Origin of the sequence: Moorena sp. SIO4E2 (assembly GCF_010671945.1) — a bacterium.
Classification (GTDB): domain Bacteria; phylum Cyanobacteriota; class Cyanobacteriia; order Cyanobacteriales; family Coleofasciculaceae; genus Moorena; species Moorena producens.
Map to the genome: position 1 here is coordinate 1 of NZ_JAAHIE010001451.1, position 1,001 is coordinate 1,001.

General features: G+C 41.2%; 1 protein-coding gene. It reads right to left on the reverse strand.

Annotated features, from left to right (window positions below; all coding sequences use genetic code 11):
* Positions 1-342: 342 nt before the first annotated feature.
* On the reverse strand, positions 343-933 hold the full coding sequence (locus F6K37_RS44425; protein WP_287257481.1) for a transglutaminase-like domain-containing protein: 591 nt from the start codon (positions 931-933) through the stop codon (positions 343-345).
* Positions 934-1,001 lie beyond the last annotated feature (68 nt).

The following is a 1,001-nucleotide window of genomic DNA, read 5'->3' on the forward strand; positions in this document are numbered from 1 at the left end:
CCATTAGTTGATAGCTGAAAGCACCTCAAGTAGCGTGCGCGTAGCGCATAAGCTGATAGCTTAGGCTTTCCGATTGCTAAAATAGTAGACAAATTTGTTGTTTTGTTGAACAGTAGCGATCGCAAAAGCAGAGAGAATGCGATCGCTTATTTTTCTCCTCTACCCACCCTTGCCACACTTATAGTGTTTACCACCCTTTAGGGATTTTTAACCTAGTAGTGCGTTACGGGTACGCACTAAATTCTTCATTCTAAATTCTTCATTCTAAATTCTTCATTCTTCATTCTAAATTCTTCATTCTTCATTCTTCATTCTAAATTCTAAATTCTTCATTCTTCATTATTACCATTCCTCCAACAAAACATCTGGCAAACTACCAAGCATTTCATCCCAAGTATTACAAGCCTGTAATGCTTCGATAACTATAGGAAGTGGTTCAGAAAAAATGTTAGGAAAGTCAGCTTCTGCGGGAAATCGAATGCTGAAGGCTAATTGCTCCTTTGGGGGATTAAATTGAGCATTAATTCCCTCACGGTTTCCTCTGGGATCAATTCGATACCAACCGAATTCAGCTAAGTAAACAGCATTGAGACCATGCAAACTGTAAGGCTCACCATCGTCATTAATACTTAAGCGTTGATAACAAAAGCCTGCTGGAATTCCATTGGCTCGTAATAGAGCAGCTAGCAAATGGCTTTTTGCATAACAATAACCGGTTTTATGCTTAAGTACATCCGAGGCACGACAGGTGACAGGGTTCATTTTATAGTCAACGCTATGACAAATTTGATCGCGAACCCACTCAAAACAGGCTTTTGCGATCGCATTCGATGTTTGATGCTCTAGGGCTATTGTCTTCGCCAGTTCCAGAACGCTAGGATGTTGCCAATCGATGATTGGAGTGGTTTGTAGATAGTCTTTTGTATTCTCCATGTTAAAAAGGGAGTCGGGAGTCGGGAGTCGGGAGTCGGGAATCGGGAATCGGGATTTGGGAGTGAAAA

Coding starts and splice junctions, on each gene's coding strand:
- F6K37_RS44425 (WP_287257481.1), bottom strand. CDS start 933: ATGGAGAATACAAAAGACTATCTACAAACCACTCCAATCATCGATTGG.